Source organism: Leifsonia sp. TF02-11 (genome assembly GCF_017565305.1).
Classification (GTDB): domain Bacteria; phylum Actinomycetota; class Actinomycetes; order Actinomycetales; family Microbacteriaceae; genus Leifsonia.
In genome coordinates this window covers 30,777-57,461 of sequence record NZ_JAGEKP010000002.1, presented here as the reverse complement: position 1 = coordinate 57,461, position 26,685 = coordinate 30,777, and the positions used below count along the sequence as shown (strand labels likewise).

The 26,685-nt window shown below is 66.7% G+C and carries 24 protein-coding genes; 16 read left to right on the top strand and 8 right to left on the bottom strand.

The features are described 5' to 3' along the window. Positions 1–333: 333 nt before the first annotated feature. A complete protein-coding gene (locus JNB50_RS24870) occupies positions 334–585 on the bottom strand; it encodes an acyl-CoA carboxylase epsilon subunit (protein WP_208038389.1) in 252 nt (83 codons plus the stop codon). After that, positions 582–2,195, bottom strand: a complete 1,614-nt coding sequence (locus tag JNB50_RS01670; protein WP_208038388.1) for an acyl-CoA carboxylase subunit beta — start codon at positions 2,193–2,195, stop codon at positions 582–584. The genes JNB50_RS24870 and JNB50_RS01670 overlap by 4 nt, the downstream gene beginning before the upstream one ends. A 76-nt stretch (positions 2,196–2,271) precedes the next feature. Here JNB50_RS01670 and JNB50_RS01665 point away from each other — a divergent pair, with 76 nt between their 5' ends. After that, positions 2,272–3,033 (top strand): biotin--[acetyl-CoA-carboxylase] ligase, encoded by a 762-nt coding sequence (locus JNB50_RS01665; RefSeq protein WP_208038387.1) that lies wholly within the window; start codon positions 2,272–2,274, stop codon positions 3,031–3,033. 8 nt (positions 3,034–3,041) lie between these two features. Then, on the top strand, positions 3,042–3,590 hold the full coding sequence (locus JNB50_RS01660) for a PH domain-containing protein (protein ID WP_243767905.1): 549 nt from the start codon (positions 3,042–3,044) through the stop codon (positions 3,588–3,590). Here the strand turns inward: JNB50_RS01660 and JNB50_RS01655 are convergent. Further along, positions 3,552–4,133 (bottom strand): GtrA family protein, encoded by a 582-nt coding sequence (locus JNB50_RS01655; protein WP_208038386.1) that lies wholly within the window; start codon positions 4,131–4,133, stop codon positions 3,552–3,554. The two genes, JNB50_RS01660 and JNB50_RS01655, sit on opposite strands and share 39 nt — an antisense overlap. Before the next feature lie 92 nt (positions 4,134–4,225). Between JNB50_RS01655 and JNB50_RS01650 the strand changes: the two genes are divergently transcribed. From JNB50_RS01650 to JNB50_RS01635, 4 genes are all read left to right on the top strand, one after another. Next, on the top strand, positions 4,226–5,416 hold the full coding sequence (locus JNB50_RS01650) for a 5-(carboxyamino)imidazole ribonucleotide synthase (protein WP_279553412.1): 1,191 nt from the start codon (positions 4,226–4,228) through the stop codon (positions 5,414–5,416). A 78-nt stretch (positions 5,417–5,494) separates the two neighbouring features. Continuing rightward, on the top strand, positions 5,495–5,998 hold the full coding sequence (gene purE, locus JNB50_RS01645; protein ID WP_208038384.1) for a 5-(carboxyamino)imidazole ribonucleotide mutase: 504 nt from the start codon (positions 5,495–5,497) through the stop codon (positions 5,996–5,998). Then, positions 5,995–7,353 carry an LCP family protein gene (locus JNB50_RS01640; protein WP_208038383.1) on the top strand — a complete coding sequence of 453 codons (1,359 nt, stop codon included), beginning with the start codon at positions 5,995–5,997 and terminating at the stop codon, positions 7,351–7,353. Before purE ends, JNB50_RS01640 begins: the two co-directional genes overlap by 4 nt. Positions 7,354–7,457: 104 nt before the next feature. Then, on the top strand, positions 7,458–8,675 hold the full coding sequence (locus JNB50_RS01635; RefSeq protein ID WP_307794567.1) for an acyltransferase: 1,218 nt from the start codon (positions 7,458–7,460) through the stop codon (positions 8,673–8,675). On the opposite strand, the gene JNB50_RS01630 is transcribed toward JNB50_RS01635, so the two are convergent. Genes JNB50_RS01630 through rfbB form a run of 4 tightly spaced genes read right to left on the bottom strand, consistent with a single transcriptional unit; the run spans position 8,636 to position 12,854 of the window. Beyond that, positions 8,636–9,850, bottom strand: a complete 1,215-nt coding sequence (locus tag JNB50_RS01630; RefSeq protein WP_208038382.1) for an acyltransferase — start codon at positions 9,848–9,850, stop codon at positions 8,636–8,638. The two genes, JNB50_RS01635 and JNB50_RS01630, sit on opposite strands and share 40 nt — an antisense overlap. A gap of 13 nt (positions 9,851–9,863) precedes the next feature. Beyond that, positions 9,864–11,012 carry a glycosyltransferase family 1 protein gene (locus tag JNB50_RS01625; RefSeq protein ID WP_208038381.1) on the bottom strand — a complete coding sequence of 383 codons (1,149 nt, stop codon included), beginning with the start codon at positions 11,010–11,012 and terminating at the stop codon, positions 9,864–9,866. Continuing rightward, positions 10,984–11,865 (bottom strand): dTDP-4-dehydrorhamnose reductase, encoded by an 882-nt coding sequence (gene rfbD, locus JNB50_RS01620; protein WP_208038380.1) that lies wholly within the window; start codon positions 11,863–11,865, stop codon positions 10,984–10,986. Before rfbD ends, JNB50_RS01625 begins: the two co-directional genes overlap by 29 nt. Then, a complete protein-coding gene (gene rfbB, locus JNB50_RS01615; protein WP_208038379.1) occupies positions 11,865–12,854 on the bottom strand; it encodes a dTDP-glucose 4,6-dehydratase in 990 nt (329 codons plus the stop codon). The genes rfbD and rfbB overlap by 1 nt, the downstream gene beginning before the upstream one ends. A 71-nt stretch (positions 12,855–12,925) precedes the next feature. On the opposite strand from rfbB, the gene JNB50_RS01610 reads away from it, so the two are divergent. The 3 genes from JNB50_RS01610 (at position 12,926) to JNB50_RS01600 (ending at position 15,401) form a co-directional block, all read left to right on the top strand. Beyond that, positions 12,926–13,531: a dTDP-4-dehydrorhamnose 3,5-epimerase family protein gene (locus tag JNB50_RS01610; RefSeq protein WP_208038378.1), complete on the top strand. Its 606-nt coding sequence runs from the start codon at positions 12,926–12,928 to the stop codon at positions 13,529–13,531. A 16-nt stretch (positions 13,532–13,547) separates the two neighbouring features. Then, complete coding sequence (rfbA, locus tag JNB50_RS01605; protein WP_208038377.1) at positions 13,548–14,408, top strand: glucose-1-phosphate thymidylyltransferase RfbA; 861 nt, start codon at positions 13,548–13,550, stop codon at positions 14,406–14,408. Positions 14,409–14,486: 78 nt separating this feature from the next. Continuing rightward, positions 14,487–15,401, top strand: coding sequence for a class I SAM-dependent methyltransferase (locus JNB50_RS01600; protein ID WP_208038376.1), 915 nt, complete (start codon positions 14,487–14,489; stop codon positions 15,399–15,401). A gap of 1 nt (position 15,402) precedes the next feature. On the opposite strand, the gene JNB50_RS01595 is transcribed toward JNB50_RS01600, so the two are convergent. After that, positions 15,403–16,266, bottom strand: coding sequence for a glycosyltransferase family 2 protein (locus JNB50_RS01595; RefSeq protein WP_208038375.1), 864 nt, complete (start codon positions 16,264–16,266; stop codon positions 15,403–15,405). A gap of 74 nt (positions 16,267–16,340) precedes the next feature. On the opposite strand from JNB50_RS01595, the gene JNB50_RS01590 reads away from it, so the two are divergent. The 7 genes from JNB50_RS01590 to JNB50_RS01560 all read left to right on the top strand — a co-directional run bounded on the left by JNB50_RS01590 (position 16,341) and on the right by JNB50_RS01560 (position 26,517). After that, positions 16,341–17,177 (top strand): ABC transporter permease, encoded by an 837-nt coding sequence (locus JNB50_RS01590; RefSeq protein WP_208038374.1) that lies wholly within the window; start codon positions 16,341–16,343, stop codon positions 17,175–17,177. Next, a complete protein-coding gene (locus JNB50_RS01585; RefSeq protein WP_208038373.1) occupies positions 17,174–17,914 on the top strand; it encodes an ABC transporter ATP-binding protein in 741 nt (246 codons plus the stop codon). Before JNB50_RS01590 ends, JNB50_RS01585 begins: the two co-directional genes overlap by 4 nt. A 13-nt stretch (positions 17,915–17,927) precedes the next feature. Further along, the gene (locus JNB50_RS01580) at positions 17,928–20,474 is read left to right on the top strand and encodes a glycosyltransferase (RefSeq protein ID WP_307794566.1); all 2,547 of its coding nucleotides are present in this window, start codon (positions 17,928–17,930) and stop codon (positions 20,472–20,474) included. A 72-nt stretch (positions 20,475–20,546) separates the two neighbouring features. After that, positions 20,547–20,831: a hypothetical protein gene (locus JNB50_RS01575; RefSeq protein ID WP_208038372.1), complete on the top strand. Its 285-nt coding sequence runs from the start codon at positions 20,547–20,549 to the stop codon at positions 20,829–20,831. An 8-nt stretch (positions 20,832–20,839) separates the two neighbouring features. Then, positions 20,840–22,378, top strand: coding sequence for a glycosyltransferase (locus JNB50_RS25700; RefSeq protein WP_307794565.1), 1,539 nt, complete (start codon positions 20,840–20,842; stop codon positions 22,376–22,378). A gap of 149 nt (positions 22,379–22,527) precedes the next feature. Then, positions 22,528–24,309, top strand: a complete 1,782-nt coding sequence (locus tag JNB50_RS01565) for a hypothetical protein (RefSeq protein ID WP_208038371.1) — start codon at positions 22,528–22,530, stop codon at positions 24,307–24,309. A 141-nt stretch (positions 24,310–24,450) separates the two neighbouring features. Continuing rightward, entirely contained in the window at positions 24,451–26,517 is a 2,067-nt protein-coding gene (locus JNB50_RS01560) for a hypothetical protein (RefSeq protein WP_208038370.1), read from the top strand. Positions 26,518–26,685: the final 168 nt, after the last annotated feature.

Sequence of the window (26,685 nt, the reverse complement as noted above, 5' to 3'; positions counted from 1 at the left end):
TAAAGAGATGAAAGGGGCCGACACCCGAATTGTCGGCCCCTTTTCAAACCCCGAGTCAGGGCGACAACCCGAATATCGCCCTGACTCGCCCCCAAAGCACTCGCCCGCTTACCCTAGTCGGCGAGTGATTGGCGGTGTGACTCACGAGGAGAGACACCTAGCAACAACAATATTGTCGCGTCGTTCGAGAAATACATAGTCGTCATTTTGGGGGACCCCAGGGGGACAGCTCCGAGGTTGCCATGAGGTCACTCTGGCGCAATGTCGCGTGACCCGCGAGTGGGGGCCTCCCCGATCGGGGTACAGCGGGGCTCGACCGGGGTCGAAGCCAGCTCAGCCGGAGAACGAACGCCAGGCGCCCGGCCCGCGGTCGAGCGGTGTGCGGAGACTGCGCTGCGTGCGCTCCCAGCCGTCCGGTCCGTGCTGCGGCCGCGCGTCGCGAGCGGCCGCTGCGGCCTCCGCCGCTGCCGTCGCCAGCACGGCCGTGACGGCGGCGACCTCCTCGGGCGTGACGCCCTTCGTGAGGAACCGGAGCTGGGACGGGTCGAGCGGGGAGGCCTCCGACGCTGCGTGGGCGCCGCTCACAGCGGGATGTTCCCGTGCTTCTTCGGCGGCATCGCCGCACGCTTCGTGCGCAGCGCACGCAACGCCTTGATGACCGAGATGCGCGTCGCGGCCGGCTCGATGACGCCGTCGAGCTCACCGCGCTCCGCGGCGAGGAACGGGCTCGCCACGTTGTACGTGTACTCGCTCGCGAGGCGTGCCCGCACCGCGGCGACGTCCTCTCCCGCCTCCTCCGCGCGCTTGATCTCGCCGCGGTAGAGGATGTTGACGGCTCCCTGGCCTCCCATCACCGCGATCTCGGCGGTCGGCCAGGCGAGGTTCATGTCGGCGCCGAGCTGCTTGGACCCCATGACGATGTACGCGCCGCCGTAAGCCTTGCGCGTGATGATCGTGACCAGCGGCACGGTCGCCTCGGCGTAGGCGTACAGCAGCTTGGCGCCGCGGCGGATGACGCCGGTCCACTCCTGGTCGGTCCCAGGCAAGTAGCCCGGCACGTCGACGAGGGTGAGGATGGGGATGCTGAACGCGTCGCAGAAGCGCACGAACCGCGACGCCTTCTCGCCGGCGTCGATGTTGAGCGTGCCGGCCATCGCGCTCGGCTGGTTGGCGACGATGCCCACCGAGCGGCCCTCCACGCGCGCGAACCCGATGACGATGTTGGGAGCGAAGAGCGGCTGCACCTCGAGGAACTCGCCGTCGTCGACGATCCCCTCGATGATCGTGGTCACGTCGTACGGCTGGTTGGGCGAGTCCGGGATGATCGTGTCGAGCCGGCGGTCGGCGTCGGTGATCTCCAGCTCGGGCTCCGACTCGAAGACCGGCAGCTCGGCCAGGTTGTTCTGTGGGAGGTAGCTGAGCAGGGTGCGCGCGTAGTCGAGGGCGTCCTCTTCGTCGCTCGCGAGGTAGTGCGAGACGCCGGAGATCTTGTTGTGGGTGAGCGCGCCGCCGAGCTCCTCGAAGCCGACGTCTTCTCCGGTGACCGTCTTGATGACGTCAGGGCCCGTGACGAACATGTGGCTGGACTTGTCGACCATGATCACGAAGTCGGTGAGCGCGGGGGAGTAGACGGCACCGCCGGCCGCGGGGCCCATCACGATCGAGATCTGCGGGATGACGCCGGAGGCCGCGGTGTTGCGGCGGAAGATCTCGCCGTACTTGCCGAGGGCGACGACGCCCTCCTGGATGCGGGCGCCGCCGGAGTCGAGGATGCCGATCATCGGAACGCCGGTCTTGATGGCGTGATCCATCACCTTGATGATCTTCTCACCGGCCACCTCGCCGAGGCTGCCGCCGAAGATGGTGAAGTCCTGGCTGAAGACCGCGACGTTGCGGCCGTGGATGGTGCCGACGCCGGTGACGACCGCGTCGCCATATGGCCGCTTGGCCTCCATGCCGAACGCGTGCGTGCGGTGCCGGACGAACTCGTCGAACTCCACGAACGACCCCTGGTCGAGCAGGAGGTCGATGCGCTCGCGTGCGGTCAGCTTGCCCTTCGCGTGCTGCTTCTCGATGGCGGCCTGGCCGCTTGCGGTCACGGCCTCGTGGAACCGCTCCTTGAGGTCGGCGAGCTTGCCGGCGGTCGTGAAGGGATCGGGGGTCTGACGTGCTTCGGTGTCGGTCACGCCGTTCACTCTACCTGCCAGCCGAATGCCCGTGCCGTCTATGGAATCCTACAAATCCGGGCGGGTTCGCTGGCAGAATTGAGCAATGAACTTCCGCCGCAGCCGCGCCGTCGTCCCTGTTCTCGAAGTGCTTCCCGAAGCCTCCTCCACCAACGACGTGCTGCAGTCGCGCGCCGGTGACCTGCCGGATCTCGCCGTCGTGGTGACCGACAACCAGACGGGGGGCCGGGGCCGGCTCGGCCGGGTCTGGGTGTCGCCCCCTGGCACGTCGCTGGCCATCTCGGTGCTGCTGCGCCCCGAAGGCCTGGCACCGGAGGCGCTCGGCTGGTTCCCGCTGCTCGCCGGCGTGGCGATGAGCCGCGCACTCGGCGGGTTCACGGAGCGCGATGTCTCGGTCAAGTGGCCGAACGACGTGCTCATCGACGAGGCGAAGGTGTGCGGCATCCTGTCGGAGCTGCTGCCCGGGATGGACGGAGTGATCGTCGGGGCGGGGGTGAACCTGACGCTGCAGCGCGACGAGCTGCCCACGCCGACCTCCACGTCGCTGGCGTTGTCCGGAGCCGCCGACATCGACCCCGACGCCGTGCTGGCCGCCTATCTGACCCAGCTGAGCGTGCTCTACCGCGAGTTCGTCGCAGCGGGAGGCGACCCGATCCGCAGCGCACTGCGCGACGAGGTGTCAGAGGCCTGCCACACGCTCGGCCGCTCGGTGCGGGTCGAGCTGCCGGGAGGCGACGTCCTGCTCGGCACGGCGACGGCGATCGACGAGACCGGCCGGTTGATCGTGGAGTCGGATGCGGGGCCGACCGCGGTGGCGGCGGGCGACGTGACGCACCTGCGGTATTAATGGGAGACATGAGCAGTACGCCGGAGGGTTCGCCCGCGCCGCCTCCGGAGCGGGTCATCGCCCGTCTCCGGTCCAACGCCCGCGCGCTCTTCTGGCCGAGCCTCGCCCTCATCGCCGTCGCCGGCGGTGTCGGCTACTTCGCCGGACGGGTGTCCGAGGTCTGGGAGGTCGTCCTCCTCTGGTCGGCGGCCGCCGTCGCAACCCTGCTGCTGTTCCTGCTCCCGCTCGCCGTCTGGTTGAGCCGCAGGTACACCGTCACGACCCGGCGGCTCATCCTGCGCCACGGCTTCTTCGTGCGCGTGCGTCAGGAGCTGCTGCACAGCCGCGGCTACGACGTCGCGGTCAAGCGGACCTGGCTGCAGAGCATGTTCCGTTCGGGGGACGTTCGCATCAACTCCGGTCTCGACCGCCCGGTCGTGCTCAAGGACGTGCCGAAGGCCGATCAGGTGCAGCGGGCGCTCAGCGAGCTGATGGAGCACGCGCAGACGATCGTCGGGGTGCGTCGCCAGCAGTCGGAGTCAGTCTCCGACGAGACCACCGTCTGGGGTTCGCGCTAGCGTCGAGCCGGTCACCGTCGCCGGCTCGGACTTCGATGGCTGCGCGGTCGCAGCCTGGGCCTCCCGAACAGCTGCAGCCTTCTTCCGCTCGGCGCGGGCGGGGGAGAACACCCACCAGCGGTACAGGGCGAAGCGGAAAAGCATGCCGAGCGCCAGCCCGACGACGTTCGCCGAGATGTTGTCGGCGACCGGGTTCGACAGACCGAGCAGGTAGTGCGACACCCAGATGCACAGCAGCGGGATGCCGGTGCCGGTCGCGAGGCTGACGACGAAGAACTCGACGCCCTCGCGGGCCGCGTTCTGCTGGCGCTGACCAGAGAAGGCCCAGTAGCGGTTGCCGATCCAGTTGGTCAGGATCGCGATGACCGTTGCGATGATCGTCGAGTAGATGGTGGCGTGCTGCACGTTGCGCAGCACGATCAGCAGCATCACGTTGAACACCACGAGGTTCACGCCGAAGCCCACTGCGCCCACCGCGCCGAACTTGATCAGCTGCGGGAGGAGGCGGGCTGTGCTCGCCGTGGCGTTCGTCTGGGTCGTCATGCTCCAGCCAAGGGGATCGTCATGCTCCCGCCGATGGATGCGGGAAGATAGGAGGTGCGTTCGCCACAATACGCGAGCAGGGGCGGCCGTGTCTGGGAGTTGCCCGCGCAGCGTGTGAAGAGTATCGAGGAGAGACATCGGAGATGGCCAGGAACACGATCGGAGTCATCGGCGGCGGTCAGCTGGCACGGATGATGATTCCGCCCGCGGTCGCGCTCGGGATCGACATCCGCGTCCTCGAGGAGGCCGAGGGGATGAGCGCCGACCTCGCGGCCACCGGAGTCGGCGACTACCGCGACCTCGACACCGTGCTCGCCTTCGCGCAGACCGTCGACGTCGTGACCTTCGACCACGAGCACGTCCCTCCGGCGATCCTGCGTGAACTGGTGTCGCGCGGGATCCCCGTGCACCCGGGACCGGATGCTCTGCTGTATGCGCAGGACAAGCTGCAGATGCGCGCGAAGCTCAGCGAGCTGGGCCTGCCGGTGCCGGACTGGGCCGCGGTGGAGTCCGCCGACGAGCTCGGCGCCTTCCTCGCCGACCACGGCGGGCGCGCGGTCGTGAAGACGGCGCGCGGCGGCTACGACGGCAAGGGCGTCCGCGTCGTGTCGGAGGCATCGGGGGCCGACGACTGGTTCCTCGCGCTCGCCGAGGACGGTCGGGGCGGAGCGCTGCTGGTGGAGGAGCTCGTCGATTTCCGGCGCGAGCTCGCCCAGCTGGTCGCCCGGCGTCCGTCCGGCGAGATCGCCGTGTGGCCGGTCGTCGAGACCGTGCAGAAAGACGGCGTGTGCGCCGAGGTCATCGCGCCGGCCCCCGGCTCGACCGGCAGGGTCGCCCAGGTCTCCGCCGAGATCGCGACCCGCGTGGCCGAGGGCCTCGGCGTGACGGGCGTGCTCGCCGTCGAGCTCTTCGAGACCACCGACGGCCGGGTCCTGGTCAACGAGCTGGCCATGCGGCCGCACAACAGCGGCCACTGGTCGATCGAGGGCGCGGTGACCGGCCAGTTCGAGCAGCACCTGCGGTCGGTCCTCGACCTGCCGCTCGGCTCCACCGCCATGCGCGAGGAGTGGTCGGTGATGGTCAACATCCTCGGCGGCCCGGCGGAGGGAACGCTGCAGGATCGCTATCCGGCGGCCCTGGCCGCGCACCCCGAGGCGAAGTTCCACGGCTACGGGAAGGCGCCGCGCCCCGGCCGCAAGGTCGGCCACGTGACGGTCACGGGCGACGACCTCGACGACGTCGTCTACAGCGCGCGGGCGGCCGCGTCGTTCTTCGAGGGGTGATGGGGGTTCGGGGGAGGAGCTCCCCTCTCCCGCGCGCCTAACCCGCCCACCCCGCACCCCGCCCCTATCCTGGTTGCCATGCCCGCCCCCTCCCAGCCCCTGGTGTCCGTCGTGATGGGCTCCGACTCGGACTGGTCGGTGATGCAGGAGGCGTCACGACTGCTCGACGAGTTCGGTGTCGCCCATGAGGTAGAGGTCGTCTCCGCGCACCGGACGCCCGAGAAGATGATCGCTTTCGGCAAAGCGGCTGCCGGTCGCGGGGTCCGGGTGATCATCGCCGGCGCCGGCGGTGCCGCTCACCTGCCGGGCATGCTGGCCGCCGTCACGACCCTTCCGGTCGTCGGTGTCCCCGTTCCGCTGGCGCGGCTGGACGGCTTGGACTCGCTGCTGTCGATCGTCCAGATGCCCGCCGGTGTTCCGGTCGCGACCGTGTCCATCGGTGGCGCCAGGAACGCCGGGCTGCTCGCCGTCAAGATTCTCGCGACCGCCGACCTCGCCCTCTCGACCGCGCTGGCCCGTTTCGCCGACGATCTCGAGGCGAGCGTCGAGGAGAAGAACCGGGCGCTGAAGTCGAAGCTATGAGCTCGGCGACCGTGCTGCGCCATCCCGACGTGTCGTCGCCGGGCGAGATGACCGCACGCGGCTGGTGGCTCGTCGGTCTCAACATCGTCTTCCCCGGCACTCCGCAGCTGGTCGCCGGCAATCGAGTGCTCGGGCGCGTCGGAATCCTCGCGACGCTGCTGCTCTGGGCGCTCGCTCTGATCGCCCTGGTGCTGATGCTGCTCGCGCCGTCGTCGCTCTACACGTTCGCCACCCAGGCCGGAAGTCTCACCGTCGTCCAGATCCTGCTCATCGGGTACGCGGTGCTGTGGGTGGTGCTCACGCTCGACACCCTCCGGCTGGTGCGGCTGGTGAAGGCGCGGTCGAACGCCCGCGGCTGGATCGCCGCGTTCTCCGTGATCGTGCTTGCCGGTCTGGCCGGGACGGCCGCCTACGGGTCGACCGTGGCCGGGGCCGCGCGGGGAGCCCTGAGCGACATCTTCGCGGCCGGACCGTCCGTGCCTCCGGTGGACGGCCGGTACAACATCATGCTGCTGGGCGGCGACGCCGGACCGGACAGGGCGGGACTGCGTCCGGACAGCATGTCGATCGTGAGCATCGACGCGGCGAGCGGCAAGGCGGTCACGATCGGGCTGCCGCGCGACCTGAACCCGGTGCCGTTCTCGGCGAAGTCGCCGCTGCGCACGCTCTACCCCGACGGGTACGGCTATCACGACAAGTGCGACGTCGACGTGTGCCAGCTCAACTCCATCTACACCGAGGTCGAGCTGTACAAGCCCGAGCTCTACCCGAACGCGAAGAAGCAGCAGAGCGAGCCCGGCATCGAGGCGATGCGCGATGCGCTGGAGGGTGCGACCGGGCTGACCATCCAGTACTACGTGCTCATCGACATGCAGGGATTCGCCGACCTCATCGACGCCCTCGGCGGCGTGGACATCACCGTCAGCGAGAAGGTGCCGATCGGCGGCGACGAGAACCTCAACGGCGTCGTCGAGTGGATCCAGCCGGGAAAGCACCACCTGGACGGGTACCACGCCCAGTGGTACGCGCGGGCCAGGCACGGCACCAGCGACTACGACAGGATGGCGCGCCAACGCCAGCTGCAGGACGCCATCCTCACGCAGTTCAACCCACTCAACGTGGTGACCAAGTTCCAGGACATCGCGAAGGCCGGCGCCCAGGTCATGAAGACCGACATCCCGCAGTCGATGCTGGGATACTTCGTCGATCTGGGCATGAAGACACGCTCCCAGCCTGTCGACAAGCTGGAGCTGGTGCCGCCGGCCATCAACCCGGTCAAGCCGGACTACACGCAGATCCACCAGCTGGTCCAGCAGGCACTCTCGCCGGCGAAGCCGACACCGACGGGACGCTGAACCCTCCCAGGTGACCCCTGAACAGGTCACAGGAACCGCCCAGGGGCGACCCGTAGCGTCGCCGGCCTCCGGCGGGTACTGGTGGAAGGGTGGACGAGAAGAGCGTGACGAAGAACGGAGCACGACTGACGGCACTGGACGGCCTGCGCGGCCTGGCCGCCGTGGTGGTGCTCCTCCACCACGCGTTCTACACGAACCCGGAGTTCCCCGGAGCTCCCGGCGGCGGCCACGCACCCGTCGGCTCGCCGATGTGGTGGATCAGCTACACCCCGCTCAAGCTCGCGACCGCCGGCATGGAGTCGGTGATCGTGTTCTTCGTGCTCTCGGGGCTCGTCGTGACGCTGCCCGTGGTCCGCCGGCGCGGCTTCGACTGGGTGGCCTACTTCCCGCGGCGCGTCGTCCGGCTGATGGTCCCGGTCGTCGCCTCCGTGATCCTCGCGGCGGCATGGGTGGCGGCGATCCCGCAGGTGAGCACGCAGGCGAACGGCACCTGGCTCAGCAATTCGTCCACCCCGAACTTCTCGTGGGAGTACATCGTCAAGGCCGTCGACCTGCTCGGCGGCGACGGCCAGATCAACAACCCGTTGTGGTCGCTGCGCTGGGAGCTCGCGTTCTCACTGCTGCTCCCGGTCTTCGCGATCGCCGCCCTCGCCGTGCGCCGGTGGTGGATCGGCGGACTCGCACTGGCGTGCGCACTCACCTGGCTGGGCGCCCGCGCCGGATCGGCGGAGCTGGAGTACCTCCCGGCCTTCTTCGTCGGCGCGGTCATCGCAGTGCGTCTCGACCTGGTGCGGAACGCCGCCGATCGCATCAACCGCCGCTGGTTCCGGCACCCGCTCTGGGCGCTGCTGACCGTCGGGAGCGCTCTGCTGCTCATCGCGCCGTGGCTGGTCGGACCGGGGGTCGGACAGATCCTCGAGCTCGACCCCGTCCTCAAGGGTCTCGTGCCGATCGCCGCGGCGGGACTGGTGGTCGCGGCGCTCGGGTGGACGCCGCTTCGCGCGCTCTTCGAGTCGCGCCCACTCCAGTTCCTCGGTGCGATCTCCTTCAGCCTCTATCTCGTGCACGTGCCGATCATCATCTTCAGCACCTACCTGTTCGCCGGGCAGGCCTGGTACGTTCCGCTGCTGTTCGCGATCCCCCTGGCGGTGCTGGTGGCGGTCGGCTTCCGCTGGCTCATCGAGAAGCGCAGTCACGGCTGGTCGAAGGCCGTCGGCGCCTGGGCGTCGGATCGCTATCGCACCTGGTTCGGACGGGAGGACGGCGAGGAGGAAGGGCGCCGTCAGAGCGCGCCCGCCTCCGAGGAACGCGTCGTGGGCTGAACGGTGTGATCCGGGCGAACCGGTGCGGAGCGCGAGGCGAACGCGCTGGAGACCAGCTGTCCGAACCATCGCGAGAGGGCGTGCGATCGCCTCTCGACGAGCCAATAGAACACTACGGCGGCCCCGAGCGCGCTGACGATCGCGAGACCGGCGACCACGGGGAGGGATGTCCCCCGGAGCACGTAGGCGAACGCGACGATGATCGGCACGTGCACGAGGTAGAGGCTGAACGAGATCCTGCCCGCCCATTGGAAGGGCCGCAGTGAGAGCAAGACACCGAGCGGCCGCCACTCCAGGCAGCACACGATAAGCCCCAGCGCCGCGACCGGCTGGATGCCGAATAGGGCGGTAGTCGTCAGAGGGTGTCCTGCCGGCACGAGCCACGAAGAGATCAGCAGCAACGCCGATCCGGCAAGTGCGATGAGCCACACCAGCCAGCCCGCGCGCCAGGAGCTGATGCGTATGCCGGCCGACCGGATCATCGGCAAGCCGACGGCCGCGAGTGCGCCCACGAAGAAGGCCGGGAGGTAGTGGAACGCGTCGGCGCCGGCGTCCTTGCCCAGGAACACCGAGAACACGGCGAGGGCCAGCAGAAGCGGCCACCAGCGGCGCAGCAGCACGGCTGCGCCGACGAAGAGCGGCAGCATCATCGAGAACGCCATCTCCCAGTAGATCGACCAGAGCGGGTTGTTCAGCGCGAAGTCGCCGGTCATCGGGTCGAGGTTGGCAAGGAACCGCTCGATCGACACGGGGTAGACGCTCGTCGCAGCAACCCACGACGAGCGCGCCTGCTCGGGGTTCTGCGCCACCAGCAGCGCGAGCGCGGCCCCGAGCAGGATCGAGCAGACCACCGGTATCCCGATGCGCACGAGTCGCCGCGGGTAGTACGCCATCCAGTCGAACGGGCGGCCGTTCAGCAGCGGGAGGGTGAGCACGAACCCGCTCAGGACGAAGAAGACGATGACGGCCTCCGGGCCGGCGGTGAGGAGCTTCAGCGGGGAGTACGTCAGCCACCAGGAGATCGAGCCGGCGTGCGGTGTCTGTCCGCCCATGTAGGTCGCCGCGAACGGCGGGTACAGCAGCGACACATGGTGGACGACGACGATCAGGGCGGCGACGCCGCGGAGGCCGTCGAGCGCCGACAGCCGTCTCGGCAGCGGGGGGAGTGCTGGCACGTGTGTTTCCGTTTCAGAGATCGGCGTGCAGCTGCCAGACCCGCTCAGCGGAGTCGCGCCAGCTGAACGCACGGGCCCGGTCGGAGGCGAGCACGCCCAGCCGGGAGCGCAGGTCGGCGTCGTCGAGCACGCGGCCGATGGCGCCGGCCAATCGTTCGCTGTAGCCGGAGTCGTCGTCGGCGGAGGCAGGCCGCTCCACTACGAGGCTCGCGCCGGCGGCGACCTCCACGAGCGCGGGGTCGTTCGAGTGGATGACCGGCAGACCGAACTTGAAGGCCTCCACGATCGGCAGTCCGAAGCCCTCCGCGAGGCTCGGGTAGACGAACATCGTCGCGCGGTCGAGCACCACGGCCAGGTCGGCGTCGTCGAGGCGTCCGAGAGCCCGCACCCGGTCCTCGGGGAGTCCGGCGGCTGCCGCGACGCCGGTCGCGGTGCCGTCGCCGTAGCGGTCCGGCCCGGCGATCAGCAGCGGGATCCCCTGAGCCTCCGGCCGGGCGACGGCCCGGATGAGCGGGGCGATGCCCTTGCGCGGCATGATCGAGCCCAGGGTGAACGCGTATTCCGGAGGCAGCTGCAATCGGGCGGCGCGCTCGTCGGCGTCGGCGGGGAGCCGAAGCGACGTCGCGGGCGCTCCGCCGATCACCCGGATACGATCGCCGAAGTCGAGCACCTCGGCGAGCCTGTCCGCGACGGCGTGGGTGGGGACGACGACGGCGGCGGCGAACTTGCGCGCGCGCTTGGCCATCGCCTTCGTCCAGAGCACCGACGCGGCTCCCAGCGACTCGGCGTGTGTCCAGGCGAGAGCGTCGTGGATCGTGACCGCGATCTGGTCATCGGCATCAGCGGAGCGCTGCTTGCGCAGCGGTGCCAGGAGGCTCGGCGCGTGGATCATCCCGCGCACACCGCCGACGGCGATGCCGGACTGCCACGCGAGGGCGAGCTCGCGCCGGGCGAGGGGGAGGCGCACCAGGTCTGCGAGCCCCGGCAGCGACGAACGGATGGCGTCCAGTTGCTCGTCGGGCACGTTCGACACGAACGCGCGCACGTCGCAGCCGGCTGGGGCGGTGGCGATGAGCTGACGTGTCAGCTCTTCCGTGTACCTCCGGGTACCACCGGTCTCCGCAGCGGTGAGGTCATCGACCACCACGCTGAGTGTCGTCATCTGTCTCCAGCTCCAGGACTCCGTGCCGTGCCGCGTCTGCCAGGGCTTCCTGCCAGGACCGCAGCGGAGCGAGCCCGGCCTTGGCCCAGGCCTCGTGTCCGAGGACGGAGTAGGACGGTCGCGGTGCGGGTCGCACGAACGTCGCGCTGTCGGTCGGTGTGACCCTATCAGGGTTCAATCCGGCCGCGCTGAAGACCGCCTTGGCGAAGTCGAACCAGCTGGCCTGGCCGGAATTCGTGCCGTGGTAGACACCGGGAGGCGCGTCCGACTCGATCAGGGTGACGATCTGGTCGGCGAGGTCGCCCGTCCACGTCGGCTGTCCCAGCTGGTCGGCGACGACGCTCACCGTCTCGTGAGTGGCGGCCAACTTCACCATAGTTCGCGCGAAGTTCGCTCCGCCGGCGCCGTAGAGCCACGCGGTGCGGACGACGTAGGTGCCCGCGGGGTGCGCCGCCAGCGCGAGCTCCTCGCCGGCGGCCTTGGTGCGGCCGTAGGCGTTGATCGGGTCGCGCGGGGTGTCTTCGGCATAGGGCTCGGTCGCGTGGCCGTCGAACACATAGTCGGTGGAGACCGTCACGTAGCGCGCGCCGATCGACGCGGCGGCGATGGCGAGATTCTCGGTGCCGACGGCGTTGATCGCGTAGGCCTCGTCCTCGTGCGTCTCGGCGTCATCGACCTTGGTGTACGCCGACGCGTTGACCACGGCATCGTGCCCGGAGACGGCCGCGATCACAGCGTCGCGGTCGGTCACGTCGAGCTGCGCACGACCCAGCGCCGTCACCGTGTGAGCGGCGAACGCCTTCTGCAGGTCTTGCCCGAGCTGGCCGTTCGCTCCCGCGATGAGGACGCGCATCAGTTGTCCAGCGCGGCGCGCGCCTTCAGCGGCTCCCACCAGTCGCGGTTGTCGCGGTACCACTGCACGACATCCGTGAGACCCTGCTGGAACGGCACCAGCGGCTCGTAGCCGAGCTCGTTCTGGATCTTGGAGATGTCGACCGAGTAGCGCAGGTCGTGGCCGAGGCGGTCGGCGACCCGGTCGACGTAGGACCAGTCCTTGCCCGTGGCCTCCAGCAGCAGCTCGGTGAGCTCCTTGTTGGTCAGCTCCGTGCCTCCGCCGATGTTGTAGATTTCGCCGGCGCGGCCGTTCACCAGCACCATCGCGATGCCGCGCGTGTGGTCGTCGACGTGCAGCCAGTCGCGGATGTTGTTGCCCTCGCCGTACAGCGGGACGTGCTTGTCGTCGATGAGGTTGGTGACGAAAAGCGGGATGACCTTCTCGGGGAAGTGGTAGGGGCCGTAGTTGTTCGAGCAGCGCGTGATCGAGAGGTTGAGCCCGTGCGTGCGGAAGTAGCTGCGGGCCAGCAGGTCGCTGCCGGCCTTGGAGGCCGAGTAGGGCGAATTGGGCTCGAGCGGGCGGTCCTCCGCCCACGAGCCCTCGGCGATCGACCCGTAGACCTCGTCGGTCGAGACGTGGACGAAGCGCTCGACCTTGTTGCGGAGGGCGGCGTCGAGCAGCTGCTGCGTGCCGAGGACGTTGGTCTCCACGAAGATGGAGGCGTCGCGCACCGAGCGGTCGACGTGCGACTCCGCCGCGAAGTGCACCACCGCGTCGATCGTGGGGAAGAGCTCGTCGAGAAGACCGCCGTCGCGGATGTCGCCCTTGATGAACGTGTAGCGGGGCGAATCGGCGACCGGGGCGAGGTTCGCCAGGTTGCCCGAGTACGTGAGGGCGTCGAGGACGACGACCTCCGCGCCCTCGAGGCCGGGGTAGGCGTCCTGCAGGGTCCGGCGGACGAAGTTGGAGCCGATGAACCCGGCGCCACCGGTGACGAGAATCTTCATGCGGATGGGCTGCTTTCTGTCGGTGAACCGCCATGGAGTCTACAGTGAGCCCCGATTGGTAGACTCCCGGGGTGCAGATCCGAGAACTTTCGATCCCCGACGCCTACGAGATCACCCCGGTGCAGCACGCGGACGACCGCGGCCTGTTCTTCGAGTTCTACCGATTCGACCGGCTGGAGGAGGCCGTCGGCCACTCGCTCGACCTCAAGCAAGGCAACACCTCCGTGTCGCGCCGCGGCTCGGTCCGCGGCATCCACTTCGCCGACATCCCGCCGAGCCAGGCCAAGTACGTCATGGCCCCGCGCGGCGCCGTGCTCGACTTCGTCATCGACATCCGCGTCGGCTCCCCGACGTTCGGCCGGTGGGACTCCGTGCTGCTCGACGACACAGACCGCCGCGCGATCTACGTCGCGGAGGGCCTGGGGCACTGCTTCGTCGCGTTGACCGACGACGCGACCGTGAGCTATCTGGTCACCGACGTCTACAACCCGGGGCGTGAGCACGGCATCAACCCCCTCGACGCCGAGATCGCCCTCGAGTTCCCCGTTCCGGCGGACGAGCTCCTGCTGTCGCCCAAGGACACCGACGCGCCGGGCCTCTCGGAGGCACGCGAGGCCGGTCTGCTCCCGACCTGGGACGCGGCCCGCGCCTTCTACGCCTCCCTCGACCAGAAGTAAGGACGACACCACCCTCATGCGCGGAATCATCCTCGCCGGCGGATCCGGCACCCGACTGTGGCCCATCACCAAGGGCATCTCGAAGCAGCTCATGCCCATCTACGACAAGCCGATGGTCTACTACCCGCTGTCGACCCTGATGATGGCGGGGATTCGAGAGATTCTGATCATCACCACGCCTGAGTACAACGAGCAGTTCCGTGCCCTGCTCGGAGACGGCTCGCACCTCGGCATCCGTCTCGAGTACGCAGTGCAGCCGTCGCCTGACGGTCTCGCCCAGGCGTTCATCATCGGCGAGGAGTTCATCGGCGACGAGTCGGTCGCGCTCGTCCTCGGCGACAACATCTTCCACGGATCGGGGCTCGGCTCGGCTTTGCGGCAGCACAACGACATCGACGGGGCCCTGATCTTCGCCTATCAGGTGAGCGACCCGACGGCGTACGGCGTCGTCGAGTTCGACAACAACTTCACTGCGGTCTCGATCGAGGAAAAGCCGGCCAAGCCGAAGAGCAAATTCGCTGTCCCCGGCCTCTACTTCTACGACAACTCGGTCGTCGAGATCGCCAAGACCATCGAGCCGAGCTCGAGAGGGGAGCTCGAGATCTCCACGGTCAACGAGCGCTATCTCGAGAGCGGCAAGCTGCAGGTGCAGGTGCTCGACCGCGGCACAGCATGGCTCGACACCGGCACATTCGAGTCGATGATGCAGGCGTCGGAGTATGTGCGCGTCATCGAGGACCGCCAGGGCTTCAAGGTGGGCTGCATCGAGGAGATCGCCTGGCGAGCGGGCTGGATCACCGACGCGCAGCTCGCGGTGCTTTCGCAGCCCCTCCTGAAGAGCGGCTACGGCAAGTACCTGGCTGATTTCCTCGCTTAGCTCCGACTCGCCCGGTGGATGCCGTTGGATGTGGCATCATCAGCCATTAGCAATGACGCGAGCGACCGGAGGAATGCGATGATCGAGGGACCCATTGAACCCGTGCTTCCCGGCAGGGAGGCGTGGTTGAGCGCGGTCTCGTACTGGCACCCGTCGCATCTTCCCCTGAGTGCGTGGGTTCGCCACGCCCCCTTCGCCTCCTGGATCGTATCCGCACTGCGCCCGGGGACGATCGTCGAATTGGGCACTCACTGGGGCTACTCCTATTTCGTCTTCTGCGAGGCGATCCGCCGACTGGGACTGAGCAGCACCGCATTCGCCCTGGATTCATGGGAGGGTGAGGAGCACGCCGGAGTCTACGGGTCGGAGGTCTACGACTACGTGGCCTCGGTCAACGACCGGGAGTACTCGTCATTCTCGACGTTGCTCAAGGGCTACTTCGACGACTCGCTCGCCGCGTTCGACGACGGCAGCATCGATCTCCTTCACATCGACGGGCGTCATCGCTACGAGGACGTCAGACACGACTTCGAGCACTGGCTTCCAAAGGTCTCCGATCGCGGTGTCGTACTATTCCACGACATCACGGAGCGGAGGGACGACTTCGGTGTCTGGCAGTTCTGGGACGAGATCCGCGGCAGCTATCCGTCGTTCGCGTTCGAACACGAGCACGGTCTGGGCGTCCTCGGGGTCGGAACGGAGCTGCCGGAGGAGATCCGGACTTTCTTCGCTTCAGCAGCAGAGCGGCCCGAGCATGTTCGTCGCGACTACGAGGCGCTCGGCGAGGACATCGCCCGAACGATCGCGTTCCGAGACGAGCGCGACGTGTACGTGAGAGCCCTCGGTGAATTGCGGACAGAGACCGCGCGTGCCCTCGCCGAACGAGACGCAACCCTCCTGGGACTCACGAACCAGCTCGAGGCAATGCGACGGAGCGCCAGCTGGCGCGTCACCGCTCCGGTCAGAGCTGTGACCCGGAGCCTGCATCGCTGAATCAGCGCCCGCGGCGGGTGCTCAGCCAGGAACGGATCGAGAGTCCGGCGGACAGTACGATGCGCGTCGGCCAGAGTAGCGGTCCTGGATACTTCCGCTGCAGGAAGCGCTTGGCGCTTGCATGATGCGCTCGAACCATGTTCGCTGATTCCCGCGTCGTCGAATGGGCGCCACTGTGCTGCACCGAAGCCGTCGGATCGAAGACGTTTCGATAGCCTGCTTCGCCGAGCCGCATGCCGAGGTCGACGTCCTCGAAGTACATGAAGTATCCGGTGTCGAATCCGTGCAGGCGATCGAACGCCTCGCGCCTGACGAGAAGACAGGCGCCGGAGAGCCAACCCGCGTCCCGGACATCGAATCGGGTGTCTTCCCGGCGGTAGGCGCGAGTCCAGGGATTGGTCGGCCACAAGTTGGCGAAGAGAGCATGGCCGATGCCCGTCCGAATCGACGGCACAGCTCTCGCTGACGGATAGACGTCCCCCTCGGGGGTGAGCACAGCCGGACCCACCGACCCGATTGAGGGATCCGCGTCCCCGCGAGCCGTGAGCGAGTCCAGGCTCCCCGGCCCGAGAACGACATCAGGGTTGGAGACGAGGATCCACTCGACACTCGCGGGCAGCTGTTCCACCGCGGAATTGACGGCGCCGCCATATCCACGGTTGTCCGTCATGGCCAGATAGAGCGCCCCTTCGGCCTCGGCGAGAGAACGCGTGATGCCGTCATCCGGCTTGTTGTCTGCGACGACCACGAGTGGGCGCTGGGAGGACGAGTCACGAACCGACCGGAGGAATCCTGGGAGTACGTCGTCGGATCCGTAGGTGACGGTGACGACAGCCGTGCGGGGGGTCGGGTCGGCGCTACTCATAGATCAAACAACTATATCCGTTAGGGTATGTTGATCTCTGGTCTGCGTGCAGCCGTTGAAAACCGTGAGGATCTATGTCATATCTCAAAGAGGTTCTCTCGTCCCGAGAGCTCCTCGCGAATCTCACGCTCCGTGAGATTCGTGGTCAATACAAGAGGACGATTTTCGGCCAGCTCTGGTCGCTCGTCAACCCGCTCGCCTCGATGCTGGTCTATACCATCGTCTTCGCGTTCATCATCCGTGTCCAGCCGGAACCCGGGAACCCTTCCGGCCTCGATATCTTTCCTCTGTGGTTGCTCTGCGGCCTTCTGCCGTGGGGCTTCTTCGCCAGTGTCGTCCAGGTGGGTATGGGCTCGCTCCTCGCGAACGCGGGACTCATCCAGAAGGTCTACTTCAACCGCATCGTCCTTCCACTCTCGTATGTCGGATCGATCGGCTTCAACTGGCTGTTCGAGATGGCTGTCCTTCTCGTCGCCCTCGTCATCTTCGGATCGTTCGTGTGGCCGTGGATACCTCTGCTGATCGTGGTCATGCTCCTCCTGGCCGTCTTCGCGGCCGGTCTGGCACTGATGCTCTCGATCGCGAACGTCCATTTCCGCGACACCCAGTACTTCGTGGGAATCCTCATGCAGATCTGGATGTATCTCACGCCGATCATCTATCCGATCTCGCTGGTGGACGCGCAGTCCGCGAGGATCGGCGGCCTGATGGGCACGTCCATCACGATCGGGGACCTGTACCGTCTCAACCCGATGGAGAGGTTCGTCGCTGTCTTCCGCAATCTTCTCTACGACAACCGCTGGCCCGAGGTCAGCGACATGCTCTATATCACTCTGTTCTCATTGGTCGTCTTCGCGCTCGGGCTCCTGGTGTTCCGCCGAAACGAGAAGGGTCTTGCTGAAGCACTATGACAGCGACTGCCGTCGACGTCCATGAGGTGAGCAAGAAGTTTCGCCTGTACCACGAGCGCAATCAATCGCTGAAGTCCGCGATCATGCGCGGCCGTCGGTCCGTCCATGAAGACTTCTGGGCGCTGAAAGACGTCTCGTTCGAAGTGCCGGAAGGGTCGACGTTCGGCCTCATCGGAAGCAACGGGTCCGGTAAGTCGACTCTTCTCAAGTGCCTCGCGCGGATCTACACCCCGGAAAAGGGAACGATCACGGCGAGAGGGAAGCTCGCCGCCCTCCTCGAAGTCGGATCCGGATTCCACCCGGAGCTCTCGGGCCGCGAGAACGTCTTCTTGAACGGGTCGATCCTGGGGATGTCCCGCAAAGAGATCACTCGCAAGTTCGACGAGATCGTCGAGTTCTCAGGTGTCGAGCAGTTCATCGACCAGCCGGTGAAGAACTACTCCTCTGGTATGTACGTTCGACTCGGCTTCTCCGTCGCAATCAATGTCGAGCCTGAGATCCTGGTCGTCGACGAGGTCTTGGCGGTCGGCGACGCGGACTTCCAGGAGAAGTGCCGCCAGAAGTTCGTCGAGTTCAAGCAGCAAGGCCGCACCGTGATCCTGGTCAGTCACGCGATGGGCCAGGTCAAGGACATGTGCGACCATGCCGCCTGGCTCAGTCATGGCGAGCTGGTGTCGGTCGGCGAGGCAGGGCCGACCATCGACGCGTACCTCGCATCCCTCAGCCATCCGAGTTGACGAGCCTCTCCCTGTGCCCCGTTCGCAACCCCGTAAGGTGTTCCCTGTGAAAAAACGTCGAGCCGGTGTCGTATCTGTCGTGTTGGTGAATTTCCGTGGCGCCGACGACACGATTCACGCCGTCGAAGAGCTCCAACGACTCGACTGGCCGAGGGAACAGCTCGAGATCGTGGTGGTCGAAAACGGTTCGGGCGACGACAGCGGCGCGCGTCTGCGCGAACTGGGGGACGCGATCGTGCTCGTAGAGTCGGTGGAGAACCGTGGCTTCGCCGGCGGCTCGAACCTCGGTGTCGCGAAATCCACGGGCGAGTTCGTCGCATTCCTGAACAACGACGCCCGACCCGACGCCCGGTGGATCGCCGAGGCCATGGCGACGTTCGAGCGGTCGCCGAGGATCGGCGCTGTGGCGAGCAAAGTGCTCGACTGGGAAGGCGAGCGCGTCGACTTCGTCGATGGGGCGGTGACGTGGTACGGCATGGGCTACAAGCCTCATGCCGGAGAGCGCGATCGAGGGTCCTGGGACGAAGAGCGCGACGTCCTGTTCGGCACCGGCGCAGCGATGTTCGTGAGGGGTGCGGTCTACGATGAGCTGGGTGGGTTCGACGAGGACTACTTCATGTTCTACGAAGACGTCGATCTCGGATGGCGGCTCAATCTCGCGGGTCATCGATTCCGGTATCAGCCGCGATCGCTCGCGTACCACAAGCATCACGCGTCGATGGACAAGTTCGGCTCGTTCCGGGAACAGTACCTCCTGGAGCGGAACGCGCTCTATACGCTCTACAAGAACCTCGACGACGACTCGCTCGCCCAGGTGCTCTCCAGCGCCGTCCTGCTGGCTGTGCGCCGCGCGACAGCTCGAGGCGAACTCGACACCACCTCTCTCGACATCCGGCGCGCGGGCGATGACTCGGTCCCCGTCGAGTCGGTGAGCAAGCAGACGCTTGCAGGCATTTACGCGATCGACCAGTTCGTCGAGTTGCTGCCGGAGATGACGGCCAAGCGGGCGGCTGTCCAGGCCGGCCGGGTCCGTACCGATCGCGATATCTCCGGTCTGCTGGGAGTGACCGACGAGCCGGCCTATCCGATCGAGCCGTATCTGCGTGGGTACGAGAAGATTGTGGACACCCTCGGCCAACTCGGTCTGCAGCGCCGGACCCGCGTGCTGGTGATCACCGGCGACCCCGTAGGCGAACGCATGGCCGGGCCGGCTATCCGCGCGTGGAACATCGCCAAGCTCCTCTCCGAAGAGCATGACGTTCGTCTGGTCAGCATGTCGTCGGCGGAGCCGCTCGACGATGTGGTGGAGGTCGGCGTGATTTCGTTGCATCGACCGAAGACCGTCGTGGAGCACGAAGAATGGGCCGACGTGATCGTTGTGCAAGGTCACGCGCTCGAACTCTTCCCGAGCCTCGAGAAATCGAACAAGATCCTTGTCGTCGACATCTACGACCCGATGCATCTCGAACAGCTCGAGCAGGGGCGGGGCAAATCGATCAACCAGTGGAACAAGCAGATCTCCGAGGCGACGGAGTCGCTCAACCACCAGCTGGCACTCGGGGACTTCTTCTTGTGCGCCTCGGAGCAGCAGCGCCACTTCTGGCTGGGACAGCTGGCCGGCTTGGGCCGTGTGAACGCCTACACATACGCTCACGACACCGATCTCGACAATCTCATCGCCGTGGCACCGTTCGGCATTCCGGAGGAGCCTCCCGTCGCGACCCGTCCGGCCATGCGCGGGGTGGTGCCCGGCATCGGCGCAGACGACAAGATTCTCATCTGGGCGGGTGGCATCTACGACTGGTTCGACCCCGAGTCGTTGATCGAGGCGATCTCCGCCTTGTCGAGCGCGCACCCTGAACTTCGGTTGTTCTTCATGGGCGTCAAACACCCGAACCCCGCCGTGCCGGAGATGGAGGCGGTGACGAGGGCGAAGCGACGCGCTGCGGACCTCGGCGTTCTCAACACGCACGTCTTCTTCAACGAATCGTGGGTGCCGTACGACGAGCGCCAGAATTACCTGCTCGAAGCCGATCTCGGAGTCTCCACCCATTTTCAGCACGTCGAGACGACGTTCTCGTTCCGGACCCGAATCCTCGACTACCTCTGGGCCGGCTTGCCGATCGTGACGACCGCCGGAGATTCGTTCGGCACTCTTGTCGAAGCGGAAGAGCTCGGCGCAGCGGTCCCTGAGCAGGACGCCGCCGCTCTCGCCGCGGCGATCGAGCGATACCTCTATCACAAGCCGAGCGCAACGACCGCGCGCAAGAACGTCGAGCGGCTCCGTGAGACGTTCCGCTGGCGCCGGACGTTGGCCCCGCTGGTCGAATTCCTCCGGGATCCGAAGCCTGCAGCGGACAAAGGAGCGGCAGCCGCCCAGCGCTCGAAGCAGGGCAAGGGACTCCGAGCTCGGCCCGCCGTCTACGTCGCCCCCAAGCGAGCGACCGGGGTTCGGCGCGACTTTCAGCGTGTGGCGTATTACCTGAACGAGGGCGGCCCATCCGCGGTCGTCGAGCGTTACCGCGCTCGGCTCAAGCGTAAGCGCGAGGCTGGACAGTGAGTCCGGTCGGCGGAACCATCGATAGGATCACCCGGGGGGACGAAGCGGGACTGTGACCCGCGGACAGAGATTATGAACGATAAGACGAACATCGATGACGAGCTCACGAGGCTGCGCACCGAGAACGAAGAGCTCCATCGGGCACTGCGCGAGCTCAGCCATGCGCAACTCATCGCGCGGGATGTGGAGCTCGGGCTGCGCGCTGAACTCCTCCAGACCAGGCTCAACCTGATCAACGACGCGGCTACTCACCAGCACACGGTCAACCTCATCCGGCAGTCCACCACCTGGAGACTCGGACGACTGCTCACGAAGCCGTTTGCGGCTGCTCGTAAAGTCGGACGCAGACTCAAGTGAACACCATCGTGTTCTCCGTCGTCGTTCCGGTCTACAACACCCGTCAAGACCTCTTGCTGGAGATGATCCGGTCCGTCACCACCCAGACGTACCCGCACTGGCAACTGGTCCTCGTCAACGATGCGTCGCCCGACCTCGGCGTTTCGGGGGTGCTCGCCGCTGCGGCCGTCGAAGACCGTCGAATCGTCGTCGTAGAGCGTGCCGTCAACGGGGGAATCGTGGCTGCCTCCAACGACGGCATCGCGGCAGCGACGGGAGACTTCGTCGCCCTTCTGGACCACGACGATCTCCTGGCCCCTGAAGCGCTCGAGCGCGTTGCCGAGGCCATCCGGAACGGAACGAATGTCGACTACGTCTACACGGACGAAGACAAGGTGACGACGGACGGGACCTTCTACGACCGATTCGATAAGCCCTCGTGGTCTCCTGAGCGCCTGCGCGGTCAGATGTACACCAGTCACCTCTCCGTGATACGCACGAGTCTGGTCCGAGAAGTCGGCGCATTCCGCCCGGGTTTCGACGGCTCTCAGGACCACGACCTCATCCTCCGCGTGACCGAACGCGCTCGGGGAATCGTGCACATCCCCGAGGTTCTCTATCATTGGCGTGCCGTCGAGGGATCCACCGCGCTGGACATCGACAGCAAGTCCTACGCCTGGGATGCGGGAGTGCGTGCTGTCGACGAGCACCTCAAGCGGAGTGGCATCAAGGCGCGAGCGGTCAGAGGTCCGGTTCCCGGAACCTACACGGTGGAGCGCGAGCCGCAGCTCGACCGATCCGTCAGCGTCATCATCCCGACCAGGGGCACCCGCGGCGTCGTCTTCGGTGAGGAGCGCGTGTTCGTCGTCGAGGCAGTGCGATCTCTTCTCGAGAAGACGGCGCACCGGGACCTCGAGATCGTGGTCGTGTACGACGCTGAAACTGATCCTGCCGTCTTGACGGAACTGTCCGAGATCGCGGGAGATCGACTGACCCCCGTGCTTTTCAGCGGCGTGTTCAACTTCAGTCGGAAGTGCAATGCCGGCGTCCTGGCCTCGCGGGGCGACGCGGTGGTCTTCTTGAACGACGATGTGCAGGCCATCAGCGACGAGATCGTCGGTCAGCTGCTGGCACCCCTCGATGAACCGGACGTGGGGATGACGGGTGCGTTGCTCCTCTTCGAGGACGGCACGATTCAGCACGCTGGGCACCAGCATCACGATGCCAACTTCACGCACGCCTACTTCGGGTACACCGCCGACGCCTACGGGGCCTTCTCCTCGCTTCTGTTCAACAGGGAAGCGTCCGGACTCACAGCTGCGTGCATCGCCATGCCCAGGAGCGTCTTTCTCGAGGCGGGCGGTTTCTCGGAATCGCTTCCTGGCAATTTCAACGACGTCGACTTGTGTCTCAAGGTCGGCACGCTGGGCTACCGTCTCGTGTGGCTCCGCGGCGTGCAGCTCTATCACTTCGAATCGAAGTCCCGTGTGACCACGGTGCAGGAATGGGAACAGCGGATCCTCATCGATCGGTGGGGGTTGCCGGAGCGCGACCCGTTCCTGGCATGAGGCTCGGTTTTCGGATCGGGGTGGCTACGGCCGCCGCAGTCCTCGTCGTCATAGGCATTCTTGCTCTTCGGGCGACGCACCACCTGCAGGGTATCTGGACGGTGCTCCTCGTTGCGGTCTTGTTGTGCGCGGTTCCCATCTCGCGCTCCTTGTCCCGTCGTATCCTCCTCGGCGGCGCGCTGATGCTGGGCTGGACCCAGGTTCTCTGGTGGCTGCCGCTGAACCGAGCACTGGATCGCTCCGGGATCCTGCTCGCGCTTCTGGCGGCAGGACTGACGGCCTGGGCGATTATCGCCCGTCCGCAGGGGGGCGTCCTGCGCGCCCTGCTCCCGCGCACGCGCTGGACGGACATCGCGCCGCTGGGTGCGGCGGTCGCGGGTGTGGTCTACACGCTGCCATTCCTTCGCTCGCCGAACGACGCTTCCACGCTCAACGTGCTCCTGAAGTCCGGTTGGGACCACGTGGCGCACTACGCGATGTACGCCTGGTACGCAGGCGGGGGAGATCTGACAGGAACCTTCGCCGCGATGCCGGACGGGTCGACCGTGACGTTCGACAACTATCCGACGGGCTATCACATGACGGCCGCGGCGCTGGGCGGACTGGTCACGGGGCCGGGGGCCACCCCGGGACCGCGGTCCTATGGGATCGCGATCGCGTTGATGTTGATCGCGACCGTCGTCGTCATCGCCGCAGCGATCGCGCAACTTCCGGCTCTCCGGGTCAGGCCCGCGCTGGTTCTACCGCTGGCGGCTCTTCCGGTGACGGGGTACCTCCTCGGTCCGGGTACCGTGAGCTTCGCGAGCGGGTTCCCGAACTTCGTATTCGCCTGTGCCCTCGTGGGCATCGCCGGGGCAATCGCCATCACAGGGGCTCGAACGTTCTCACCGCTGACGATCTTCGCGCTGAGCGGGCTCGTGGTGGCGACGGCGCACTCCTGGCTGCTCCTCGTCCCCCTCACCAGCTTGGCCTTCGCCGCTGTTCTCGTCCCGTTCTCGCGCGCGCGGTACCGCCAGTCGCGGGCGAAGGTGATCCTCGCCCTCGCGGGTGTGCTCGCGGGTGTCGCCGGAGTCGTGGTCGCGCTCGTCGTCTCGTTCCGTGTTCTGAACGGCGCCACGCTGGCGGCCGGGGGGTCGGGGGGATTCGACGCGACATCCCTGATCGGCGTCTGTCTCGCGTCGGCCGGGCTTGCCATCGTCGGATTCCTGCGGTGGCGAGAGCGCAGGTCGCGTACGGCATGGCTGCGGGCCGCGGTCGTCGCCGCCGTGCCACTCCTCGCCCTGGCGATGCTCGCTGTCATCGGTCTGCAGCAGGTACGGTCGACCGGACACGTGAGCTACTACTTCGAGAAGCTTGCCGCCGCCACGGTGCTGGTGGGGCTCGTGACCATCCCGGTCGGCGCTGTCTACGCGTTCGGGGCCGCGCGGCGGCGAACTCGCGTGCTGTGGTGGGTGGCTGCCGTCACAGCGACCGGTGTCGTCGTCCAGGCGTTCGGATACGTCGGCCCGACTGCGTCGAGCATCAACTCTGCAATCGCGCCGGGACTGCATTACCGAGCCGATGCCTCGGCTCTCATGGGGGTGTCGGAGGAATCCATGCGGATGATTCGCGCCTCCGACGTTTCCCGGCAGCACGGCGGCCGGACAATCTACCTCGCGGTGCTTCCCGCGGATCCGCTCCCTCGGCTCGCCGACCAGTGGCATCTTTCCCTGGGAGGTGTCTGGACGCATGCGACGGACCGCCCTGGTGCGCTCCTCGACATGACCGGCTTGGCCTCCCCGGATGCACGCGACAAGCTGCCGGCGCGAGTCGCTGCGATGCTCGAGGCCGAGCCGTCGTTCAGTGTCGTCGTGGCTCCGGACCTGTACATGGAGATTCGCGACGGGGTTCCGGCTCAGTACCGATCGCGCGTGCTCACCTGGACATTGTGACCGGAAAGGGGGGTATCCCTGGCGCCGCCCGAGGCGTGTTGTAGGTGCGCAGAGGCCAGGCGGCGCGTAATCTATGGGGGCGACCTCGTTACCCGTGCGAGAGCTGCCAGTTTCCCTCTGCAGACCCCCGGAGAGCGCTCGATGAAGCCAGCACGACGACGATTCACCGCTATTGCGGCCCTCTTCGCGATCGTGGGAGCGCTGTTGGGGTACGGGGTCGCGCAGCCGACGCCGGCCCAGGCGTTGTCTGGGTCGGACTTCGATCCCGGCTACATCATCTCCGACCAGATGTTCTTCGACTCGGGATCGATGGCGTGGACCGACGTGCAGAACTTCTTCAACTCCGCCGAGCCGCGGTGCGCCATGGCCAATGGCATCCCATGCCTGCGGTACTACACGCTCACGACGTTCAGTCGGGCGGCGAACGCTCAGTGCGGCGCCTATCAGGGCGGCCCGAGTGAGCCGGCAGCGGTCGTCGTCGCCAAGGTGGCTCAGGCGTGCGGTATCAGCCCCAAGGTGCTCATCGTCCTGCTCGAGAAGGAGCAGGGCCTGGTGTCGGCGGGTTCTCCGTACGCCCGCCAGTACGAGGCAGCCACCGGTTATGCCTGCCCCGACACGGCACCGTGCGATTCTCAGTACTACGGGTTCTACAACCAGGTCTACAAGGCCGCGTGGCAGTTCAAGGAATACACCATCCACGCGAGCGACTGGCGTTACAAGATCGGCAACAACGCCATTCAGTACCATCCGAACGCCGCGTGCGGGGCACCCGTCGTCAACGTTCGCAATCAGGCCACGGCCAACCTCTACAACTACACGCCGTACCAGCCGAACGCCGCCGCCCTCGCCAATCTGGGGGGGACAGGTGATTCCTGTTCGTCGTATGGCAACCGGAACTTCTGGGTGTTCTACAACAACTGGTTCGGCTCGCCCACGTACAGCGATGTCGGCAGCCCCGTTGGCAACCTCGATGTTCTGCAGGCGGTGCCGGGAGGCGTGCGGGTAGCCGGCTGGGCGTTCGATCCGGACACGACTGCTTCCATCCCCGTCCACGTGTATATCAACGGCGTCGGCTATCCGATCCTGGCGAGCAACGATCGCCCGGACGTGGGCGCCACCTGGCCGTCGGTCGGTTCGGCACACGGCTTCGATGCGACGCTGCCCCCGACAGGGTCCGGTCCGCAGACCGTCTGTGTCTACGGGATCAATATCGCTCCACCCGGACAGAACAAACTCTTTACCTGTCAGACCGTCCCTGGGCTCACCGGTTCACCGATCGGTGTGGTCGACAGAATGGCCGCCGTCGGTGGCAAGCTCACTGTTGCCGGGTGGGTTTACGATCCCGATACGGCTGCATCGACGAAGGTGGCGATCTACGTCGACTCCGCCGGCTATATGTTCGATGCCGCGCTCGATCGCGCGGATTTCGCTGCGGCATACCCCGGATACGGGCCGAAGCACGGGTATGACCAGACAGTGCCGATCGGGCCCGGCTCCCACCAGGTCTGTGTGTACGGCATCGAGATCGCCGGCACGGGCGCGAACCAGCTGATCACTTGCCGGACGGTGACGAGCTACTCCGGCTCACCCATGGGCGCCCTCGATGTCGTCTCCTCCAGTCCCGGTGTCTATAACGTGGGCGGATGGACGTTCGATCCGGACACATCCGCGTCGACCCCTGTTCACATCTACGTGGACGGGACCGGGGTCGCGGCGACCGCCGACCAGCCGCGTTCGGATATCGCGGCGCTGTTCCCCGGCTACGGCGCCAACCACGGTTTCAACGTCAGCGTGCCGGCACAGCCGGGCGTCCACAACGTCTGCGCGTACGGCATCAACATCGTGGCGCCGGGCGACAACGTCCAGCTGGGATGCCGTCAGGTGGCGGGAATGAGCGGCAGCCCGGTCGGTGTCGTGGATTCGGTCGTCGTCGGACCCGGTGGCACGGTGACTGCGTCCGGATGGACCTACGACCCTGACACGACGCAGCCGATTCCCGTGCACATGTACATCGACACGGCCGGCGCGGCATTCACGGCTGACAAGTCGCGCCCCGATGTCGGCGCGGTCTATCCGGCCTATGGCGCCAACCACGGGTACACGGTCTCGTCCACGGCCGGCCCGGGGCAGCACACCGTTTGCCTCTACGGGATCAACATCGGTCCGGGGAGCAATCAGCTGCTGGGTTGTCGGGTCATCACGATCTGACCGCCGCAGAATCGCCTTCCGGGATCTCCCAGGCAGCCCTGTCGCGCGCTGATAAGGTGGGTCATCGTGGACGGTTTCCGCACTGTTCACACACGCACGTCTCAGTTCGGTGAGCGCCGGCGAAATGGCGAGAGGGAGTTTCGACGGTGCGAAGAACCGCTGAAGGCG

Bases quoted from the DNA above. Each gene is read 5' to 3' on its own strand.
- JNB50_RS01590 (WP_208038374.1), top strand. From the start codon at position 16,341: ATGTCATATCTCAAAGAGGTTCTCTCGTCCCGAGAGCTCCTCGCGAAT.
- JNB50_RS01560 (WP_208038370.1), top strand. From the start codon at position 24,451: ATGAAGCCAGCACGACGACGATTCACCGCTATTGCGGCCCTCTTCGCG.
- JNB50_RS01625 (WP_208038381.1), bottom strand. From the start codon at position 11,012: ATGACGACACTCAGCGTGGTGGTCGATGACCTCACCGCTGCGGAGACC.
- JNB50_RS01600 (WP_208038376.1), top strand. From the start codon at position 14,487: ATGATCGAGGGACCCATTGAACCCGTGCTTCCCGGCAGGGAGGCGTGG.
- JNB50_RS01665 (WP_208038387.1), top strand. From the start codon at position 2,272: ATGAACTTCCGCCGCAGCCGCGCCGTCGTCCCTGTTCTCGAAGTGCTT.
- JNB50_RS01640 (WP_208038383.1), top strand. From the start codon at position 5,995: ATGAGCTCGGCGACCGTGCTGCGCCATCCCGACGTGTCGTCGCCGGGC.
- purE (WP_208038384.1), top strand. From the start codon at position 5,495: ATGCCCGCCCCCTCCCAGCCCCTGGTGTCCGTCGTGATGGGCTCCGAC.
- JNB50_RS01585 (WP_208038373.1), top strand. From the start codon at position 17,174: ATGACAGCGACTGCCGTCGACGTCCATGAGGTGAGCAAGAAGTTTCGC.
- JNB50_RS01660 (WP_243767905.1), top strand. From the start codon at position 3,042: ATGAGCAGTACGCCGGAGGGTTCGCCCGCGCCGCCTCCGGAGCGGGTC.
- JNB50_RS01575 (WP_208038372.1), top strand. From the start codon at position 20,547: ATGAACGATAAGACGAACATCGATGACGAGCTCACGAGGCTGCGCACC.
- rfbA (WP_208038377.1), top strand. From the start codon at position 13,548: ATGCGCGGAATCATCCTCGCCGGCGGATCCGGCACCCGACTGTGGCCC.
- rfbD (WP_208038380.1), bottom strand. From the start codon at position 11,865: ATGCGCGTCCTCATCGCGGGAGCGAACGGCCAGCTCGGGCAAGACCTG.
- JNB50_RS01595 (WP_208038375.1), bottom strand. From the start codon at position 16,266: ATGAGTAGCGCCGACCCGACCCCCCGCACGGCTGTCGTCACCGTCACC.
- rfbB (WP_208038379.1), bottom strand. From the start codon at position 12,854: ATGAAGATTCTCGTCACCGGTGGCGCCGGGTTCATCGGCTCCAACTTC.
- JNB50_RS01655 (WP_208038386.1), bottom strand. From the start codon at position 4,133: ATGACGACCCAGACGAACGCCACGGCGAGCACAGCCCGCCTCCTCCCG.